The organism is Bacillus sp. TH13, assembly GCF_016651175.1.
In the GTDB taxonomy this organism is placed as follows: domain Bacteria; phylum Bacillota; class Bacilli; order Bacillales; family Bacillaceae_G; genus Bacillus_A; species Bacillus_A thuringiensis_S.
Genome location: NZ_JAEKEJ010000025.1, coordinates 3,379,515 through 3,396,774 on the forward strand (window position 1 = coordinate 3,379,515; position 17,260 = coordinate 3,396,774).

The window sequence follows — 17,260 nt, forward strand, 5'->3', positions numbered from 1 at the left end:
AATTTGTAATACATATTATTTATTAGGGGAGGAAATAAGGGATGAACAAGAAACCGTTCAAAGTTTTGTCATCAATCGCATTGACAGCTGTATTAGGCCTTTCATTCGGAGCTGGCACTCAATCTGCATATGCTGAAACGCCTGTGAATAAAACAGCTACGAGCCCAGTTGATGATCATTTAATTCCGGAAGAACGTTTAGCAGATGCATTAAAAAAACGTGGGGTAATTGATTCGAAGGCTTCAGAGACAGAAACAAAGAAAGCAGTCGAAAAGTATGTAGAGAACAAAAAGGGTGAAAATCCTGGGAAAGAAGCAGCGAATGGGGACCAACTTACGAAAGATGCATCCGACTTTTTAAAGAAAGTGAAAGATGCGAAAGCAGAAACGAAAGAAAAATTAAATCAACCAGCAACAGGGACACCCGCAGCGACAGGCCCAGTTAAAGGTGGTCTAAACGGTAAAGTGCCAACTTCTCCGGCAAAGCAAAAAGAGTATAACGGCGAAGTTCGTAAAGATAAAGTACTCGTTTTACTTGTAGAGTACGCTGATTTCAAACATAACAATATTGATAAAGAACCTGGTTATATGTATTCGGAAGACTTTAATAAAGAACACTATGAAAAAATGTTATTCGGTGACGAGCCATTCACGTTAGATGATGGAAGTAAAATTGAAACGTTTAAACAATATTACGAAGAGCAATCTGGTGGTAGTTACACTGTAGATGGAACAGTTACAAAATGGTTGACAGTTCCTGGTAAGGCTGCTGATTACGGTGCAGATGCTGCTAGCGGCGGTCATGATAATAAAGGACCAAAAGGGCCACGTGATCTAGTAAAAGACGCATTAAAAGCAGCTGTAGATAGCGGTCTTGATTTATCACAGTTTGATCAATTCGATCAATATGATGTAAACGGTGATGGAAATAAAAATCAACCAGACGGTTTAATTGACCACTTAATGATTATTCATGCGGGTGTTGGACAAGAAGCTGGCGGTGGTAAATTAGGTGATGATGCAATTTGGTCACACCGCTGGACAGTTGGACCAAAACCATTCGCAATTGAAGGTACACAAGCGAAAGTTCCATATTGGGGCGGAAAGATGGCAGCATTCGACTACACAATTGAACCAGAAGATGGCGCAGTTGGTGTATTCGCACATGAATATGGTCATGATTTAGGTTTACCAGATGAGTATGATACACAATATAGCGGTCAAGGTGAGCCGATTGAAGCTTGGTCTATTATGAGTGGCGGAAGCTGGGCTGGTAAAATTGCTGGAACAACACCAACGAGTTTATCACCACAAAATAAAGAGTATTTCCAAAAAACAATCGGTGGTAATTGGGCAAATATCGTAGAAGTAGATTACGAGAAATTAAATAAAGGTATCGGTCTAGCAACATATTTAGACCAAAGTGTTACGAAATCTAACCGTCCAGGTATGATTCGTGTTAACTTACCAGACAAAGATATAAAAACAATTGAGCCGGCATTTGGAAAACAGTATTACTACAGTACAAAAGGTGATGATCTTCATACGAAGATGGAAACACCGCTGTTCGATTTAACGAATGCAACGACTGCGAAATTTGATTTCAAATCATTATATGAAATTGAAGCAGAGTACGATTTCCTTGAGGTACATGCTGTAACAGAAGACGGTCAACAAACGTTAATTGAAAGACTTGGTGAGAAAGCGAATAGCGGAAATGCAGCTTCGACAAATGGAAAATGGATTGACAAATCATATGATTTAAGCCAATTCAAAGGTAAGAAAGTAAAATTAACATTTGATTACATTACTGATGGCGGTTTAGCATTAAATGGATTCGCTCTTGATAATGCTTCATTAACAGTAGATGGGAAAGTAGTATTCTCTGATGACGCAGAAGGTACACCACAATTAAAATTAGACGGTTTCGTTGTATCTAACGGAACAGAGAAGAAAAAACATAACTATTATGTTGAGTGGAGAAACTATGCTGGTTCAGATAACGCGTTGAAATTTGCTCGCGGTCCTGAATATAACACTGGTATGGTTGTATGGTATGCAGATTCAGCTTACACAGATAACTGGGTTGGTGTACATCCAGGACACGGTTTCCTTGGTGTAGTTGATTCTCACCCAGAAGCAATTGTTGGTACTTTAAATGGTAAACCAACAGTTAAGAGTAGTACACGATTCCAAATCGCTGATGCAGCGTTCTCATTCGACAAAACGCCAGCTTGGAAAGTTGTATCTCCAACGCGTGGAACATTTACGTATGATGGCTTAGCAGGTGTACCAAAGTTTGATGATTCTAAAACGTATATTAATCAACAGATTCCAGATGCAGGACGTATTTTACCGAAGCTTGGTCTGAAGTTTGAAGTAGTAGGACAAGCTGATGATAATTCTGCAGGTGCTGTTCGTTTATATCGTTAATACAGTAAAACTACCGAGAGATTTTCTTTCGGTAGTTTTTTTTGAGCAATGAATTTTATATAGCTAAAAAAGTCATATATAATGTAACTTTAAGAATAGAAATTTATTATATATGAAGTCTATATAAATAATGAAAGAATTGGATAAAAATAGTGGGAGAAGGTGAGTGAATGAGTATTTCCTCTATTGTAAGTAGGCAAAAGGAATATTTTTTAAAAGGGCATACGAGAAGCATGAAAATGAGAAAGAATAATTTGAAGAAACTTTATGAAGGCATTCAGCGTTTTGAAGAAGAAATATTTCAGGCATTGAAATTAGATTTAAATAAGTCAGTTCACGAGTCGTTTACAACTGAAGTTGGGTATGTATTAAAAGAAATTTCTTTTCAATTGAAACATATGTCATCTTGGAGTAAACCGAAGCGAGTTCGAACAGCACTGACTCATTTTGGATCAAAAGGAAGAGTAGTGCCAGAACCGTATGGTGTTACGCTTATTATTGCACCGTGGAACTATCCGTTCCAATTAGCAATTGCACCACTTGTAGGAGCACTGGCAGCTGGAAATACAATCGTTTTAAAGCCGTCAGAGTTAACGCCAAGCGTTTCAAAAGTGCTTAAGAGAATGTTAGGTGAGTTATTCCCAGAAGAGCTTGTAGCGGTAGTAGAAGGTGGCGTTGAAGAGAGTACATCTTTGTTGAGGGAACCAATTGATTATATTTTCTTTACTGGTAGTGTTGGCGTTGGAAAAGTTGTAATGGAAGCAGCAGCGAAACAGTTGACGCCGCTTACGTTAGAACTTGGCGGGAAAAGTCCTTGTATTGTACATAAAGATGCAAGGATAGAGATGACAGCCAGACGAATTGTTTGGGGTAAGTTTTTAAATGCAGGGCAGACGTGTGTAGCGCCTGATTATATGTACGTGCATTCTTCTGTGAAAGAAAAGCTAATTGAGGCAATGCGACATGAAATTACAGAGCAGTATAGTAAAGAACCTTTGCAAAATGAAAATTACGTGCGTATTGTAAGTGAACGTCATTTTGAACGATTATGTCGATTTTTACAAGATGGTCAAGTCGTAATTGGTGGAAACTATAAGAAAGATACATTACATATTGAACCGACAGTACTAGCGGATATTACATGGCAAGATGCTGTTATGGAAGATGAAATTTTCGGTCCGATTTTACCAATCATAGAGTACGACAACATAGAAGATGTAATTGGCACAATTCAGCAACATCCGAAGCCGTTAGCGTTATATGTATTTTCTGAAGATAAAGAAGTACAAAAGAAAGTGACGAGTAATATTTCATATGGTGGAGGCTGTATTAATGATGTTGTCTATCATCTTGCCACGCCATATTTACCTTTTGGGGGTGTTGGAAGTAGTGGATTAGGGGGTTATCATGGGAAAGAAAGTTTTCGGACTTTTTCACATTATAAAAGCATTTTAGCCCAATCTACAGCATTCGACATGAAAATTCGTTACTCTTCTACAAAAAGTGCTTTAAAATTCATACGAAAGTTGTTAAAATGATGATGGTGTTTATCAGTAGGCGCAGCCGTATGATAATAGCCCCTTCGCAATGGAAGGGGTTTTTCTGTTCGACGTTATGTATCATGCGAAAATGAATCAAACATACTACATAAAGAATAGAAACGAACGCTTGCTAAATAACCATTTTTGTTTGGATCGAAACAAAAAATAGTCTATAGAACATAAATATTTATTCATGAATATAAAAATTTAAAATTTAAGGTAGATAGGACGGGAAAATGAAAAAGATTATTAAAGTTGAAGCAGTTGAAAAACATTTTGGAAATCAAGTGATTATCCCACCTCTTTCTTTAGATATTAAAGAGGGAGAGTTTTTAACAATTTTAGGGCCGAGTGGCTGCGGGAAAACGACTTTACTTCGTATGATCGCAGGATTTGAAACTCCAACTAAAGGGAATCTTTTATTAGATGATGAAAGAATTAACGATTTGCCGCCATATAAGCGTCATATGAACCTAGTGTTCCAACATTACGCACTATTCCCACATATGACAGTGGAGAAGAATATTTGTTTTGGTATGAAAATGCAGAAAGTATCAGCAGCAGAGCAGAAAGAGCGTGCTGAAGAGGCAATGCGTTTAACGCAGTTACTTGAGTTCCGTAATCGTAAACCTGCGAAGCTTTCTGGTGGACAACAGCAGCGTGTTGCAATTGCAAGAGCAATTGTAAATAATCCGCGTGTATTACTATTAGATGAGCCACTTGGAGCGCTTGACTTTAAGTTACGAAAAGACTTGCAACGTGAATTGAAAAACTTACAACGTAATTTAGGAATTACGTTCATATACGTAACGCATGATCAAGAAGAAGCAATGAGCATGAGCGATCGTATCGTGGTTATGAATAAAGGACATATCGAACAAATCGGAACGCCGAAAGAAATTTATAATAAGCCGAAAACATTGTTCGTTGCGACATTCATCGGTGAAAATAATATTGTGAAAAACGGGGAAGGCTATGTAGCAATTCGCCCTGAAAATGTAAAAGTACGTTCGGTTGAAGAACCAATTTTAAAAGAATACCATCTTGGACATATTGAAGATATAGAGTTTGTCGGAAATATGGAGAAGCTTTATGTACGTGATGAGAAAACATCAGAATTACTAATGGCATATCAAACTGCTGAAGAGGCAGCACAGTGGAGCATTGGAGATAATGTATATGTAGGCTGGGAGCAAGAGGACGAGGTGACCTTAAATTGAAAAAAGGGAAATTACTCGCACTACCTACAGTCGCGTGGCTATTAATTTTCTTCCTAATCCCGCTCGTATTCGTATTAGGATTCGCCTTCATGCAGCGCGGAGCTTACGGGACAGTAGAAATGCAATTTACGTTAGAGAATATATCCCGTGTGTTTGATCCATTGTACTTAGGGACGTTATGGGAAACTGTTAAAATCGCAGTTATTACTACAGTAATATGTTTATTAATTGGTTATCCATTTGCGTATACAATTACAATTGTTGACCGCAAATATCGTTCTATTCTTTTATTATTGGCAACGATCCCGTTTTGGATTAACTTTCTTGTTCGTTCATACGCATGGATTGTTATTTTACGTTCACAAGGCCTTGTGAATACGTTGTTATTAAAGCTTGGTATTATTAGTGAACCGTTAAATTTATTATATAATACTCCTTCTGTAATACTCGGAATGGTCTATTCTTTATTACCTTTTATGATCTTACCAGTGTATGCAGCAATCGAGCAGCTAGATAAGCGTAAGCTAGAAGCGGCTTATGATTTAGGAGCAACACCAATAAAGGCATTTTGGAATATAACAGTGCCGATGACAATGTCAGGAATTGCGACTGGTTCTATTTTAGTATTCGTTTCTTCTATCGGAATGTTTGTTGTATCAGACGTGATGGGCGGATCGAAAGTAGCATTAATCGGAAACGTTATTCAAAACCAATTCTTAGGTGCACGTGACTGGCCGTTTGGATCTGCGTTATCGATTATCGTTGTTCTATTCTCTGTTCTGTTAATTTACTTATATTATCGTGCAACGAAAGTATATAAATATAATGAGAACGGAGGGGAATAGGCAAAGATGAAGAAGTTTTTAGTTTCTTATTCTTGGTTAATTTTGTTATTCTTGTATTTTCCAATGATGGTTTTAATGGTCTATTCTTTCAACGACTCTCGCATTAATGCGGAGTGGGAAGGTTTTACATTCCATTGGTATACAGATTTATTTCAAAAACAAGATGTTATTGATGCATTTGTAAATAGTATTACGATTGCAGTTATAACAACGATTGTGACAACGATACTTGGTGTATTCTTTGCGATTGCTTTACATCGTTATAAATATCGTTTCGAAGGGGCTATTAATGGCCTTGTATATTTACCAATTTTAATTCCTGATATTTTAATGGGATTATCTTTACTAATTCTTTTCAGTCAGTTAGGAATGGAACTTGGACAAACAACGATTATTATTGCACATATTACATTTAGTATTTCGTTTGTTGTTGTTATTTTAGCTGCGCGTCTTTCAAGTATGGGACGTGACTTAGAAGAAGCTGCAAATGATTTAGGAGCAACGCCTTGGCAAACGTTTCGTTATGTAACGTTCCCAGCAATTGCACCGGGAGTTATTTCGGCAGCATTATTAACATTCACATTATCAATTGATGATTTTGTAATTAGTTTCTTCGTATCAGGACCAGGATCAACAACATTGCCATTATACATTTACAGTATGGTTAAGCGCGGAGTATCACCAGAAATTAATGCTCTTTCTACAATTTTAATTGTTGCTATCGTAGGATTAATGGTTCTATCTGAAATCTTCCGTAACAAAGGTGCAGATGGTGAAGAAAACTCTGGAGGACACCTTCCTTTATAATACGAACGATATAGAAAGTACGAGGGGGTAATAAACCGATGAAATTAATGAAAAGAATAGCTGGCGCAGCAATTAGCTTTAGCCTTGTTGTTGGTGTACTTGCTGGTTGTGGTGAAAAGAAAGAAGAATTAAATATTTATAGCTGGGCTGACAATTTTGATGAGCAAGTGCTAAGAGATTTTGAAAAGAAATATAATGTGAAAATTAACTATGATAAGTACGCAAGTAACGAAGAAATGCTTGCGAAATTACAAGCTGGTGGCGCAAAGTATGATTTAATTCAGCCATCTGATTACATGGTTAAAACAATGGCAAAAATGGATTTATTAGCGCCGTTAGATAAAAAGAATATCCCAAATATCGAAAACATGGTTTCCAATTTCAAAACACCGGCGTTTGATCCAGAGAATAAATATTCTTTAGTTTACACTTGGGGTGTAACAGGGATTGCATACAATAAAAAGTATGTGAAAGAAGCACCTACAAGCTGGGCTGACTTATGGAATGAGAAATATAAAGGACATGTAACGTTACTAAACGATTCTCGTGAAGTATTAGGAATGGGTCTTAAGAAGCACGGTTTCTCAAACAGTACGAAAGAAGATGCAGAGTTAAAGACAGCAGCAGATGATTTAAAGAAGCTGCTTCCAAACTTATTAGCATTTGATACAGACAACATTAAACAAAAATTCATTACAGAAGATGCTTGGATCGGAACAGTTTGGTCTGGAGATGCAGCATTTATCGCAAAAGATAATAAAGATGTAGAATACGTTGTACCAAAAGAAGGCGGCACGATTTGGGCTGATACGTTAGCAATTCCAAAAGGTGCAAAACATAAAGAGCTTGCTGAGAAATTTATGAACTACTTACTAGATGAAAAAGTAAGTGTGAAAAACTACGAGTCAATTGGTTACAGTAATCCAAATGAAAAAGCTCATCCTCTTCATAGTAAAGAATACCGTGATAATCACATGATTTTCTTAACGAAAGAAGAGTTAGATCGTACAGAATGGCTTGTTGATGTAGATGATAAGTTAAAAGACTATGATCGTTACTGGACAGAGCTAAAAACAAAAGGTAAATAAGTAAGGAAATGCGGTTTCTAAAGTAGAAATCGCATTTTTTCATAGTAGGAGGAAATCGTTTGAAGAAGTTACATCAATATGAGGTAATGTGTATTGCTTTATTATTTGCTGTATTTGGTATTGTTGCTTGGCGCGTACATGCAGGTGGCGTTACCGTGATGGATACATATGTCCGTGGATTAGTAAAAGGGCTACAAACGGAGAGTTCCCTTACATTTTTCTCGTACTTTACAAAATTGGGATCAGCAATTGGGATAGTCGCTACGCTCGTTATAAGTTTGCTTGTTTTTTGGAAGAAGCGTTATTATGCTACGATGATTGTATATCCAATGGGAATTTTAATAACACATCTTGTGAATAAAGGGATAAAAGAGATTGTAAAGAGAGAACGTCCGTCATTAAATGAAGCGCTAGATGCACTTGGATATAGTTTTCCTAGTGGACATGCGATGCTATCAATTATGACATTTGGATTTCTTGCTTATATCATTGCTGCTAATTTGAAAAGCGTAGCTGGGAAATGTGTCACAACGATTTTGATGGGGATAGTAATTCTATCGATTGGATTAAGTAGAGTCATTTTAAATGTACATTACCCAACTGATATTTTAGCTGGTTACTGCGTAGGTGGTATTTTGTTAATTATCGCGATTTACTATCATCGTTTACTTACTGAGAGATTGGGGCTTAATAAAGAGAGATAGAAAAAACGCCTGGAAAAACTATCATTATAGTGTTCCTAGGCGTTTTTTGTTTGTATAAAGATATGATACAGTATAAGTGACAATTGAATTATTTAAAGTAGGTGAAAATGTGTGAAGACAAATGTTCATAAAGTTGATAAGTGGGGGAAGTTAGGAGCTTTTTTGTATCAATTTCGTTATACAGTAATTGTAGCGTTACTGTTGCTGGCAATCGCACTTGGGATTTTTGCTCCAAAGCTACCGGGAGTATTAGGTGGTGACGGTTTCCAAACGGAAGGCGACTATCAAAAAACAAAAGAAATTTTAGATAAAGATTTTAAGAGGTCTCAAGATACGCTTCTGCTCGTTTTTGAGAAAAATAAAGATGCTTCGCATGAGGAATTTAAAAAACGAATAGATGAAATTGTAAAGAATGTTCAAGAGAAAGAGAACTATGAATCTTTCCATCACCCAATCCAAAATAAAGAAATGCTACAAGGTGATATCGGTTATGCGACAATTTTATTTTCTGGGAAAACAAATAAAGAAAGAATGGAAAAGACATTACAATTTGCTGATGAGATTGAGAAAGAAAGTAATGTAGCATTAAAAGTAACACCTACAGGATTTCCGAAAATTAATCAAGAGATTAATGAAAGAACGCAAAATGATTTAAAAGTAGCAGAAATGATTGGATTACCAATTGCGTTTCTTGTATTATTATTTTCGTTTGGTAGCCTTTTGGCATCAATTTTACCGATTTTGAATGGGGCGCTTAGTGTTATTAGCACGATGGGTATATTGTATTTTATCGGTGTGGATAAAGAACTTTCTATTTTCGTGTTAAACGTTGCACCGATGATTGGACTTGCACTATCTATTGATTTTGCGCTATTATTTGTGAACCGTTTTCGAGAGGAAGTTGCTAAACGAACGGTAAAAGAAGCGATAGCAATTACATACCAGACGGCAGGACGTGCAATTGTATTTTCAGGATTATGCGTATTTGTTGGGTTGTCAGGTTTGTTTTTCTTTAAGATAGATTATATTCAATCTGTCGCGATTAGCGGAATGATTGTTGTGATTATGAGTATTTTATTCTCACTCACACTTCTTCCAGCGCTATTATCGTTAATAGGTAAAAGAATATTAAAAAAGAATCAAGTAGCACATACGCCGGCAAAAGCATGGCGTAAATTTGCACAATTTGTAATGAAACATCCAATCGCAATGATTATTGTTGTTACAACATTTATTGTTATTTGCTTATTGCCGTTACGTACAGCTAATTTGCAGTTCCCTGGTGTTGAAGCTTTACCTGAAAAGAGTGATACAAGGATTGCATATGAAAAGTATGAAGAAGCATTTAATGAAACTGTCAAAACACACGCTGATGTTACGTTAGTTGTAGAGACGAAAGAAGATATGAAAGAAAAAGAAAGTCTACAAAAGATAGAAGAAGTCGTTCAAAAGTTAAAAGATGATAAGAAAGTACATGAAGTAAGAAGTTTATACGACGGGTTAACTGGAATGAAAGCAAATCAAGTTGTTGGAATATTGCAGTCGCCAGAGTCAGCGAAACTAACTCCTGTATTTGAAGCATACACGAAAGGGAATAAGACGACGATAGAAGTCTTTTTGAAAACAAAACCACGTACAGAGACTGCAAAACAGTGGGTGCGTGACTTTAAAAAGAACTATAAAGAAACGGATGTTACGTATTATCTAGGCGGAATGACGACGTTTCAACAAGAATTAGAAGATGAAATTAAAGATAAAGTTGTAATTGGTATGTCTGTTATATTTGGATCGACCTTTGTTATATTATTATTTGCATTCCGATCTATACTCATTCCAATTAAGGCAATTATTATGAATATACTTAGTTTAAGTGCAACCATTGGAATTGTTGTTTGGTTATTTGAAGGTGGTCATTTCGGTTTAGAAGCGAGTCCGGTTCTGTTTGTCTTACCAATCTTCATTTTTGGCCTCGTATTTGGGCTTAGTATGGATTATGAAGTATTTCTTATTTCACGCATTCATGAGCTCTATGAAGAAACAGGAGATAACGATCAAGCAACGTTAGAAGGGCTCGTTTCAACAAGTAGAATCATTACATCAGCTGCTTTAATAATGATTGTTGTAACTGGTGCATTCGCATTTACTGATATTTTACCAGTAAAGCAGATGGGGCTTGGCGTTGCATTAGCAATATTTCTTGATGCAACAATTATTCGTCTTATGCTCGTACCAAGCTTAATGAAGTTATTTGGAGACTGGAACTGGTGGTTGCCATTTCGAAAAAAACGAGAAAAATCATCATAAAAAAATGCTCATCATATTGATGAGCATTTTTTTATGAATAGCAAGACCTACATTTTGCAAATAGTATGTGATAAGAACATTACATACAAGTAGGTGAAGGCAATGTTTCGTTATTTTAAGTTTAAGTTAAATGATACAGTACAGTTTGCAGAAAACGATGGGCATATGTATCGCATTGTCGGTTATCGGTTAGAAAAGGGATTTTATCCAAAAGATGAATGGACTCATATCATTTATGAACTACTTAGAGAATTTGACGGGTATACGATGGATGCAGAGGAGGAAGAACTTGTAAAGGTCGTTCAAGTAGAGGATGAGTATTACAAAATACAAGAAGTATCAGGTTATCGTTATCCAGTAAAAATGAAACAAAAACAACAAGTGATGAAAATAGAAAGGATGGACGATTTATTAGATGCTTACAATGATTATAAAAGGTTGGCAGATTTCTTTAAAGATTTATCGTATGAACAAAAAGCTGAAGAAGTATTGTTAGAAATGAAAAGGCTTAGAGCTTGAGGGGCAGTCTATTATAAGACTGTCCTCTATTTTTGACGGTGCATCAAAGTGTGTTTTCCGTTACAATGAGAGAATCAATAGAAATAAGGTGATAAACAGTATGGAAACAAAGAAAAAGGGCGAATGGTGTGAAATTACCGTTCCAGCTAAATGGAATGGTATAAGTATTGAATCAGTATTAAAAGTAGAATGGGAAATACCGAAAAAGCTATTACATCAGCTTCGTATGGAAAAAGGTGTTACGGTTAACGGGGAACAAAGAAGATGGAATGAGCTTTTAAAAGAGAACGATAAGTTACAAGTTCATATGTTTGCGGAGGAAGAGTACGGTGTAAATCCAGAATATGGTGAATTACATGTAGTATACGAAGATGATCACGTACTCATCGTAAATAAACCAGAGCAAATGGACACACATCCTGCTGAAAAAGGTGGAAACGGGACACTTGCAAATCTTGTTGCTTTTCATTTTCAAATGCAAGGTTTAGAGACAAAGGTTCGTCATATTCATCGTTTAGATAAAGATACGACAGGTGGTGTCGTGTTTGCTAAGCATAGAATTGCTGGTGCAATTATGGATCGTTTATTAATGGAACGAAAAATTAAAAGAACGTACGCAGCGCTCGTTGAAGGGAAAGTAAATAAGAAACAAGGAACGATTGATGCTGCTATCGGAAGGGATCGCCATCATGCTACAAGGCGTCGTATTTCTCCAAAAGGTGACCAAGCTATCACATATTATAAAGTAGAAAAGTATTTTAAGAAGCAAAACACGACTTTCGTAACGTTACAATTAGAAACGGGTAGAACGCATCAAATTCGTGTTCATATGAGCCATAATGGTAATCCACTAGTTGGGGATGTATTATATGGTGGACAAACAAAATATATGTCCAGTCAAGCATTACATGCGATGAAGATAAATTTCTTGCATCCAATTACGAAAGAAGCAATTGAAGTTGATGTGCCGTTTCCTACAAAATTAAATAATAAAATAAAAGAATTTCAAAAAGAAAATGCGTAAAGTATAAGTTTTAATTTGAAAAAAGTAGATTTTTGCAGGGATTTCTCTAAAAGAAGCGAAGCCGTTAAGAGAAAAGAGAGGTGAGAATTACTTGATCAAATATAAGTATGTACTTGGAATATTTTTCGCTTGTCTTTTAGTTACTCTATGTCTTTACCCCTATTTACCAAATCGTATGGCAGTACATTGGAATGTAAATGGTGAGCCAAACGAGTTTATGAGTAAACAAGTTGTTGTAGCATTTATTCCTTGTTTTATTATTTTTTCATATGGATTTTTGTATATTATTTCACATAATATATTTAAGTTTAATGAAAGAGAGCATTGTATTATAGGCGGATTTATAAAGAAAATTACATTATTTATGTTGTTTATTCATATGCTTATTCTCTTGATTAATTTTGGAGATTTTATATTCTTTCAAACAGGATTAACGATTGGGATTAGCATGTTTCTTTTTATGCTGAGTAAAGAATTTAAGAAAATAAAAGGCAAAGAAAAAGATCCAATTAAATTACAAAAAATTCGTTTAGTAAGTAGACGGATTTTTCAAGTGATGGCATGTGGCATATTGTTTTCATTGTTTTTGAACTTAGAGTGGGGATTTTATATATTGCTTAGTGTAATAAGCTGTGGATCTATGTTGTTTATGTTCTATATTTTCTATTCATACATAATAGAAAGCTATGAAACTTGAAAAAGAGTCTTCTCATTATGAGAAGACTCTTTTAATCTATTTACTTTGTAATAAATTGTTGTGTCCAGTAGTTGCCGCTTTCTACATAACCAACACCGATGTGAGTGAAGCCGTTATTTAAGATGTTTGCACGGTGTCCAGCGCTGTTCATCCAAGCTTGTACTACTTCTTCAGGTGTACGTTGGCCTTGAGCGATGTTTTCACCTGCAGATGTATAAGAAATACCAAATTTCTTCATCATGTCAAACGGAGACCCGTATGTAGGGCTGTTATGATCAAAGTAGTTGTTTTTTTGCATGTCTTCAGACTTAATACGTGCTACTTTGCTTAATTCAGTATCGATTTTTAGTGCTGGTAAGCCTTGTTTTGCACGCTCAGCGTTTGTTAATTCAACAACACGTTGTTCGAACTCGCTTAAAGATTTTGCTTCTTCAGCAGGCTTTTGCTCAGCAGGTTTTTGTTCAGCAGGTTTTTGAGTATTGTTGTTTTCAGCAGGCTTTTGAGCTTCTGGTTTTTGAACTTCTTCAGCAGGCTTTTGCTCAACTGGTTTTTGCTCAGCAGGCTTTTGAGTTTCTGGCTTAGCTGTTGGTTGCTCAGTTACAACATTTTCAGTAGGTTGTTGACCAGGAATAATGCAATTTGGTTGGAAGTTTCCTTGTTGCCATTGCGCTAATGACTCAACGCCCATAGATTGTAAGAATGCTTGTAATTCTTGTTGGTTCATTTGTTTCATCATTACTTTTGAATGCTGAATATTTTGAACCTTAATGTTAGATGGTTGTACTGTTGCAGCTTGTGCATCTAGAGAAGATACTCCTAAAGTAAGAGCTGTTGCAGCAGCTACAGATAATAAAACACGCTTTTTCATGATGTGTGTCCCCCTATATAAAGTTTTAATTTGTTTTCACACGATTTGTTTTTGACAGCCTGTCTGACTGACAAATTTATCGTAGCATACAATTTGCGAGAAAAAAGATGGAAAAAAATTCATAGACTTTAAAATTACCTAATTTATCCTAAGAGAAGAAGTGAGCAAAAATAAGAGAAATATAGAGTATAAAAGGAATTTATAGTGTTTTTATACTTGATTTTAAGAGGGGGTTTTTGGATGAATTTACCTAAATGGAAAATGAAGAATCCTATTGTATCAATGGTTTGAGCGATTTTTTGAGGAATATAATGGATTGATTTTTACAAAACTGTAATGTTTCTGTTGTTCTTTTTTATAATAAAGTAACATATTTTTAATGTTGTAGCAGACAAAAAAGCGGCTATCTCTTTACATAGACGAAGGAGATAGCCGTTTTCCTATTATTACGTATGTTACGAGTTATTACGAGTTAGTTTCAATTGCTTCTAATAATAAATCTACAATGTGAATTCCTCTCATTTTATGAGAAAGCCCTTCTCGCTCAATTCCTAATTTCATTTGTAATAAACAACCTGGATTTGCAGTAACAATGGTTGCTGCTTCTGTTTCATGCACACGGTCCATTTTGTAATCTAGAAATTCCATTGATAACTCTGAATGAACAATATTGTAAATACCAGCAGAGCCACAGCAGCGGTCCGCATCTTTCATTTCACGATATGTTGCACCTTGGATAGCCTCTAGTAACATACGAGGTTCAGAAGCTGTGCGCATAACATTGCGTAAATGACAAGAGTCTTGATATGTAATAATTTGCTGCGTGAGTCGTAAATCAGTTCGCTTATGGAAGTCTAGTTCTACTAGTATAGCAGTAATATCTTTAATCTTAGAAACAAACTGCTTAGCACGTTCAGCCCACTCCGAATCATCCTTTAAAAGATAATCATAGTCTACGAGGTAAGCTCCGCAACCACCTGCATTCGTAATAATATAGTCGATGTTTAAATCTTCGAATGCCTTTATATTTCGCTTTGCTAATTCTTTTGCTCCACTCTTTTCACCAGCATGTCCATGCAATGCACCGCAGCAACTTTGTGTTTTCGGAATAACAATATCACAACCAGCTAATTGGAGAAGTTTCATCGTTGCGTTATTTGTTTCTAAAAACATCGTATCCATTAAGCAGCCTGTGAAGAATGCAACTTGTTTTTTCTTTGTACTTTCTGCAGGTAAAAATGAAGGACGATCTTTCATTGCTTTCATTTTAGGGACTTTTGGTAAAACGAGATCCATTGTTGCAAGTGTTTCAGGGAATAACTTCATAATACCTGTTTTATGTGTTAGCGTTTGTAAACCAGAACGTTGATAAAATCCGATTAGTCCGGTTAATGTTCGCATTCGATTTTGATGGGGGAATAATCCTTCAAAAACGACTTTTCGAACAGCTTTCACTGGCATTGAGAATTTTTTATTTTGATTAATAATATCTCGAGCTTCTTCTAATAAATGTCCATAATTTACACCAGATGGACAAACAGGCTCACAAGCACGGCAACCAAGACAAACGTTTAATGTATTTTCAACATCTTCATCTGGTTCGATTAAACCATCAACGACTGCTTTCATTAATGCGATACGTCCGCGCGGTGAATGTGACTCTTTATATCCGGATTGAATGTAGGTAGGACAAGTAGGTAAACAAAAACCGCATCGCATACAGTTTAGTAATTCATCTTCACTTAATCGTTCTTTAAATTCTTTTTGAATATTTTCTTTATTTAATGTGGTCATCGCTCAACCACCACTCTTTTTCGAGTGTCTTTCGCGAACATTTTTCCAGGATTCATAATGTTATTTGGATCGAAAGCTTGCTTTATTCCTTGCATAGCTGTAATACCTTCTTTACCTAATTTCATTTCTAAATATGGAGCTTTCATCGCACCAACACCGTGTTCACCAGTAATTGTGCCACCAAGTTCAATTGCTTTCGCAAATATTTCAGCAAAAGCTTGTTCAGCTCGGTGCATCTCTTCTGCATTACGAGTATCTGTCATACAAGTTGGATGTAAGTTACCATCACCAGCGTGTCCAAACGTACAAATAGGAATATTATATTTTTTTGCAATGGCATTAATAGCTTCAACCATCGGAGCGATTTGTGAACGTGGTACAGTCGCATCTTCTAATATTGTAGTAGGTTTTAATCGTGCGAGCGCTGATAGAGCACTACGGCGAGCAGTACGAAGCGCATCTGCTTCTGTTTCATCTTTTGCAATGCGAACATCAACTGCATTCATAGAGCGGCAAACGTTAGCCATGTTTTCAATATCTCGATTGACTACTTCGGGCGGGCCGTCTTGTTCGATTAATAAAATTGCTTTTACATCTGTAGGTAAACCGATTTGTGCAAACTCTTCTACTACTTCAATTGTCGGTTGGTCTAAAAACTCCAGTGTTGCTGGAATGATTTTATTTGCAATAATAGAAGAAACAGCACGTGCAGCTTCATTAATATCTTCATATAATGCAAGCATTGTTTTCTTTGTTTCAGGCATAGGAACAAGTTTTAATATGGCTTCTGTTACCACGCCAAGTGTTCCTTCAGAGCCGATAAATAAACGAGTTAAATCGTAACCAGCTACATCTTTTGCTAATTTGCCGCCAGTACGAATAATATCACCATTTGGTAAGACAAGTTCAAGCCCCATTACATAATCACGTGTTACGCCATATTTCAAACCGCGTAATCCACCTGAGTTTTCATTAATATTACCGCCGATTGTAGAAATTTTCATCGAGCTTGGATCTGGTGGATAAAATAAACCTTTTTCTTCTACCGCTTTAATAATATCAAGTGTAATGACACCAGCTTGTACAGTAATTGTTAAGTTTTCTTCATCAATTTCTAAAATATTGTTCATATGGCGGAAAATAAGGACGATACCGCCTTCAAGTGGACATGTTCCTGCGCAAAGGTTTGTTCCAGACCCGCGCACATACACAGGAATTTTGTGAGTGTTACATACTTTTAAAACTTCAGCTACTTCATTTGTATTACGAGGAGCAATGACTGCATCAGGCATTGCTTGGAAGTTTGGAGTGGCATCATAACTATAAGTTAAACGCCCCATATTGGATGTATCTACATTATCTTCGCCAACAATAGATACGAATGAATGAATAATTTGTTTTTCTAACATTGGAAATC

14 protein-coding genes are annotated in these 17,260 nt (G+C 36.1%); 11 read left to right on the forward strand and 3 right to left on the reverse strand.

Annotated features, from left to right (window positions below; all coding sequences use genetic code 11):
- The first annotated feature begins 41 nt into the window (after positions 1 to 41).
- The 11 genes from inhA1 (at position 42) to JFU02_RS25990 (ending at position 13,181) form a co-directional block, all read left to right on the forward strand.
- Positions 42 to 2,432, forward strand: a complete 2,391-nt coding sequence (inhA1, locus tag JFU02_RS25940; RefSeq protein WP_061668019.1) for a M6 family metalloprotease immune inhibitor InhA1 — start codon at positions 42 to 44, stop codon at positions 2,430 to 2,432.
- A 170-nt stretch (positions 2,433 to 2,602) separates the two neighbouring features.
- Complete coding sequence (locus tag JFU02_RS25945) at positions 2,603 to 3,970, forward strand: aldehyde dehydrogenase (protein ID WP_097821163.1); 1,368 nt, start codon at positions 2,603 to 2,605, stop codon at positions 3,968 to 3,970.
- 239 nt (positions 3,971 to 4,209) lie between these two features.
- The gene (gene potA / locus JFU02_RS25950; protein ID WP_000720333.1) at positions 4,210 to 5,193 is read left to right on the forward strand and encodes a spermidine/putrescine ABC transporter ATP-binding protein PotA; all 984 of its coding nucleotides are present in this window, start codon (positions 4,210 to 4,212) and stop codon (positions 5,191 to 5,193) included.
- On the forward strand, positions 5,190 to 6,038 hold the full coding sequence (potB, locus tag JFU02_RS25955) for a spermidine/putrescine ABC transporter permease PotB (protein WP_000715500.1): 849 nt from the start codon (positions 5,190 to 5,192) through the stop codon (positions 6,036 to 6,038). The genes potA and potB overlap by 4 nt, the downstream gene beginning before the upstream one ends.
- 6 nt (positions 6,039 to 6,044) lie before the next feature.
- Positions 6,045 to 6,845: a spermidine/putrescine ABC transporter permease PotC gene (gene potC / locus JFU02_RS25960; protein ID WP_000714189.1), complete on the forward strand. Its 801-nt coding sequence runs from the start codon at positions 6,045 to 6,047 to the stop codon at positions 6,843 to 6,845.
- A gap of 38 nt (positions 6,846 to 6,883) precedes the next feature.
- Entirely contained in the window at positions 6,884 to 7,933 is a 1,050-nt protein-coding gene (potD, locus tag JFU02_RS25965; RefSeq protein WP_000772492.1) for a spermidine/putrescine ABC transporter substrate-binding protein PotD, read from the forward strand.
- Between the two features lie 86 nt (positions 7,934 to 8,019).
- Positions 8,020 to 8,637 carry a phosphatase PAP2 family protein gene (locus JFU02_RS25970; protein ID WP_003306560.1) on the forward strand — a complete coding sequence of 206 codons (618 nt, stop codon included), beginning with the start codon at positions 8,020 to 8,022 and terminating at the stop codon, positions 8,635 to 8,637.
- A gap of 111 nt (positions 8,638 to 8,748) precedes the next feature.
- Entirely contained in the window at positions 8,749 to 10,941 is a 2,193-nt protein-coding gene (locus JFU02_RS25975; RefSeq protein ID WP_086405999.1) for an MMPL family transporter, read from the forward strand.
- Between the two features lie 102 nt (positions 10,942 to 11,043).
- Complete coding sequence (locus JFU02_RS25980) at positions 11,044 to 11,460, forward strand: hypothetical protein (protein WP_000490302.1); 417 nt, start codon at positions 11,044 to 11,046, stop codon at positions 11,458 to 11,460.
- A 100-nt stretch (positions 11,461 to 11,560) separates the two neighbouring features.
- Entirely contained in the window at positions 11,561 to 12,484 is a 924-nt protein-coding gene (locus JFU02_RS25985) for an RluA family pseudouridine synthase (RefSeq protein ID WP_000448354.1), read from the forward strand.
- 91 nt (positions 12,485 to 12,575) lie between these two features.
- Positions 12,576 to 13,181: a DUF1648 domain-containing protein gene (locus JFU02_RS25990; RefSeq protein WP_000599007.1), complete on the forward strand. Its 606-nt coding sequence runs from the start codon at positions 12,576 to 12,578 to the stop codon at positions 13,179 to 13,181.
- 40 nt (positions 13,182 to 13,221) lie between these two features.
- Here JFU02_RS25990 and JFU02_RS25995 read toward each other — a convergent pair whose 3' ends face one another.
- From JFU02_RS25995 to glcD, 3 genes are all read right to left on the reverse strand, one after another.
- Positions 13,222 to 14,049, reverse strand: a complete 828-nt coding sequence (locus JFU02_RS25995; RefSeq protein WP_097820678.1) for a CAP domain-containing protein — start codon at positions 14,047 to 14,049, stop codon at positions 13,222 to 13,224.
- A gap of 465 nt (positions 14,050 to 14,514) precedes the next feature.
- Positions 14,515 to 15,843 carry a (Fe-S)-binding protein gene (locus JFU02_RS26000; protein ID WP_000209626.1) on the reverse strand — a complete coding sequence of 443 codons (1,329 nt, stop codon included), beginning with the start codon at positions 15,841 to 15,843 and terminating at the stop codon, positions 14,515 to 14,517.
- Positions 15,840 to 17,252, reverse strand: a complete 1,413-nt coding sequence (gene glcD, locus JFU02_RS26005; protein ID WP_201071880.1) for a glycolate oxidase subunit GlcD — start codon at positions 17,250 to 17,252, stop codon at positions 15,840 to 15,842. Before glcD ends, JFU02_RS26000 begins: the two co-directional genes overlap by 4 nt.
- Positions 17,253 to 17,260 lie beyond the last annotated feature (8 nt).

Bases quoted from the DNA above. Each gene is read 5' to 3' on its own strand.
- inhA1 (WP_061668019.1), top strand. From the start codon at position 42: ATGAACAAGAAACCGTTCAAAGTTTTGTCATCAATCGCATTGACAGCT.
- JFU02_RS25945 (WP_097821163.1), top strand. From the start codon at position 2,603: ATGAGTATTTCCTCTATTGTAAGTAGGCAAAAGGAATATTTTTTAAAA.
- potA (WP_000720333.1), top strand. From the start codon at position 4,210: ATGAAAAAGATTATTAAAGTTGAAGCAGTTGAAAAACATTTTGGAAAT.
- potC (WP_000714189.1), top strand. From the start codon at position 6,045: ATGAAGAAGTTTTTAGTTTCTTATTCTTGGTTAATTTTGTTATTCTTG.
- potD (WP_000772492.1), top strand. From the start codon at position 6,884: ATGAAATTAATGAAAAGAATAGCTGGCGCAGCAATTAGCTTTAGCCTT.
- JFU02_RS25970 (WP_003306560.1), top strand. From the start codon at position 8,020: ATGTGTATTGCTTTATTATTTGCTGTATTTGGTATTGTTGCTTGGCGC.
- JFU02_RS25980 (WP_000490302.1), top strand. From the start codon at position 11,044: ATGTTTCGTTATTTTAAGTTTAAGTTAAATGATACAGTACAGTTTGCA.
- JFU02_RS25985 (WP_000448354.1), top strand. From the start codon at position 11,561: ATGGAAACAAAGAAAAAGGGCGAATGGTGTGAAATTACCGTTCCAGCT.
- JFU02_RS25995 (WP_097820678.1), bottom strand. From the start codon at position 14,049: ATGAAAAAGCGTGTTTTATTATCTGTAGCTGCTGCAACAGCTCTTACT.
- JFU02_RS26000 (WP_000209626.1), bottom strand. From the start codon at position 15,843: ATGACCACATTAAATAAAGAAAATATTCAAAAAGAATTTAAAGAACGA.
- glcD (WP_201071880.1), bottom strand. From the start codon at position 17,252: ATGTTAGAAAAACAAATTATTCATTCATTCGTATCTATTGTTGGCGAA.